This is a genomic window from Synechococcus sp. R6-10, from assembly GCF_047461815.1.
GTDB lineage: Bacteria > Cyanobacteriota > Cyanobacteriia > Thermostichales > Thermostichaceae > Thermostichus.
Genome location: NZ_JANSHW010000712.1, coordinates 1 through 2,789, shown reverse-complemented (window position 1 = coordinate 2,789; position 2,789 = coordinate 1). Strand labels below are relative to the sequence as shown.

Genomic DNA, 2,789 nt, shown 5'->3' with positions numbered 1-2,789 from the left:
TTTTGCCAAACCGCCTAAAGCTCAGTAAATTCAGCAAAGTTCAGGGTTTTGGGGGTTAGAGGCATGCTCCTCAACCCCTATTCTCGCAGCCAACGGGTGGTGCCATCTTTTTGATCGATGAGGGTGATGCCGAAGGCTTTCAACTGATCCCGAATGCGATCGGCTTCGGCAAAGTTTTTGGCCTTGCGGGCTGCCGAGCGCTGCGCGATCAGCTCCTCGATTTTTTTAAAGTTAAGTTCCCCATTTGTAGCTGCTTCTTTGGATCCCTCGAATTCAGAGAATGAGGGCCAACAGAATCCCAAAGTAGCCAAAATCTCCAGCAAGGCAGCGCTTTTTTGTTTGAGGGCCTGGGGCTCCAGATGGGTTTGGCCTTGATGGGTGAACAGGTTGTGTTCGCGGGTGAGTTCTTTGGCCAATTCAAAGGCGATAGCCAGCGCTTCAGGGGTGCCAAAATCATTGTCCATAGCAGCTTGAAAGGCTTGCATGGCCTCAGCATCAGGGGATCCCTTTTCTTCTTTGCAGAAGTGCTGGGCACAGTGGATCCCTTTCTGGAGGGTTTCCCAGCCACGGCTAGCCGCCTGCATGGCTGCCTCGGTGAGATCTATGGGGCTACGGTAGTGGGTCTGCAACAGAAACAGCCGCAAGGCCATGGGGTGATAGACGGCGAGGGCCTGTCGCAGGGTGGTGAAGTTGCCCAAAGATTTGGACATTTTCTCGCCGTTGATGTTGAGAAAACCGTTGTGCATCCAGTACTTGGCCATCGGCTTGCCGGTGATTGGCTCCGATTGGGCCAGCTCATTTTCGTGGTGGGGGAAAATCAAATCTGCCCCGCCGGCGTGAATGTCGATGTGATCTCCCAGGGTCTCCCGCACCATGGCGGAACATTCGATGTGCCAGCCCGGTCGCCCCCAACCCCAAGGGGAGGCAAACCCCGGCTCAGAAGGGGGGGCCGCTTTCCAAAGGGCAAAGTCGAAGGGATCCTGTTTCTCAGCTCCTTCTTCTCCTACCCGGCCACTGGCTCCCGCCTCCATCTCCTCCAGTTTTCGACCGGATAGCTGGCCGTAATCCGGGAACTTGCGGACAGAGTAGTAAACAGAGTACTGAACAGAGGCGGGGGTCTCTGGCTGGTGTCCCGCTTGCAGGAGGGAAGACTGGTCGGTCTGGTGTCGAATCGGATCCCGTACCCGGTAGGCAAAGCCTTTGAGCTCCAAAGATTGGATCAACTGGAACATGGCTTGCAGCGATTGCGTTGCCCTCGGGTAGAGATCGGCCCGCTTGATGTTCAGGCGATCCATGTCCTGGAAATATTCGGCGATGAAGCGCTCCGCCACTGCTTGCATGGATTCGCCACGTTCCAACGCCCGCTTGAGGATCTTGTCGTCCACATCGGTAAAATTCTGCACATACTTCACTCGGTAGCCGCGCCACTCCAAGTAGCGACGCACCATGTCCCAAACCACGTAGGTACGCGCATGGCCGAGGTGGCAGAGGTCGTAAACCGTTACACCACAGACATACATCCGCACCAGGGGCTTCTCCCCCGCAACCGGAGCTGCGGATCCCTGGGAATTGCCGACGGAAACGGATTGAGATCCACCTGCTGCCAGCGGCTGAAACACTTCCTTGCGGCGAGTCAATGTGTTATAGACAACCAAATCCATGGGTATCCCTAGTTTGTAGTTTCAGCTACAGCAAAACAGGCTTTGTCTTCCAAAAAAAGACGATGGCGCACTTTGTCTTGAATCGGATGAGGCTCGACAAAATCTCAACGAGCCAAGGGCTGGAACCATTGTGAGGCAAGCATTGTGGCTGAAATTACCTGCCAAGACTTGTCTAGATTTGTTAACTACGGTACTCTAACCTGAGTGCGAGTCAGCCTGTTCATTAGCGAACTCCACTCCGGCTTGAGTCACCCCAGGGGTGCTCGGTGCCAAGGGGCTTGTGCCCCTCATTTTGACATCTTCTTCTCTTGCACTCTAGTGTCAGCCTGTTGGTGTGAGGATGCCTTTAAAACCCACTTTCCCCAATCCCCAAAACGGGGAGCTGGATTTCCGCGGTGCTGCCGTGAGCACCCTTTCCCCCCCACCCCCAAAGGGCTCGGCAGGGATCCCTTCAGAACAGTCCTGGACTTCTGCGGATTCATCTGCCGAGGAAACCTATCTTCTGGAGTGGGCTCCAGCCCCTCTCTCTGGGCGGTCGAAGCCAAGATGGGTTGGTTTGGCCCTCTCTCTCAGCTTAACGGGCCTGGTATGGCTTCTGAAGCTGGAGGCGGATCCCTGCGCAGAAGCTGGGGAAGAGCAGCTGCCGGCCACCCCCAGGTGCCCAACCGAGCCTGAGACAGCCCATCCAGAGCCGGGGGATTCTGCTCCTACGCGTCGGGGATATCCGGCTTGGGCCACTGGTCTTTTGCTGATGCTGGGCTTGGCCGGAGTCGCTACCCTACAGCAGCGACAGTTGAATCGCCCCCTGTCTCCGGCGGTAGAGCCGATCCCACCCTCTGTGCATACGCTATCTGGCGCTCTGCAGCAAAACTACGAGCGGAAAAAGGAGCAGCTGCGCCAAGCCTTCGCAGAAGGGCGAATCCCGACAGGAGAAGGGCCCAGAGGCATTCTGGAGCATGAAATTCAGCCGGGGGAAACCCTCTGGCAACTGACCCAGATGTATCAGCTCGACGCGGCTGCCATCACCGTCTCCAATGGTATTCAGGCCAGTACTGAGCTGAAGCCGGGGCAAGTTCTCCTCATCCCCAGCCAGCCGGGATTGATCTACACCGTCAAGCAGGGAGACAC

Annotated in this window: 2 protein-coding genes; one reads left to right on the top strand and one right to left on the bottom strand. The window is 56.5% G+C overall.

The window, feature by feature from the left end; all coding sequences use genetic code 11:
* Positions 1–77: 77 nt before the first annotated feature.
* Positions 78–1,661 (bottom strand): cysteine--tRNA ligase, encoded by a 1,584-nt coding sequence (gene cysS, locus NW837_RS15475; protein WP_414332558.1) that lies wholly within the window; start codon positions 1,659–1,661, stop codon positions 78–80.
* A 340-nt stretch (positions 1,662–2,001) separates the two neighbouring features.
* On the opposite strand from cysS, the gene NW837_RS15470 reads away from it, so the two are divergent.
* Positions 2,002–2,789 (top strand): LysM peptidoglycan-binding domain-containing protein (locus tag NW837_RS15470; protein ID WP_414332556.1); only part of this gene is annotated, 788 nt, incomplete at its 3' end.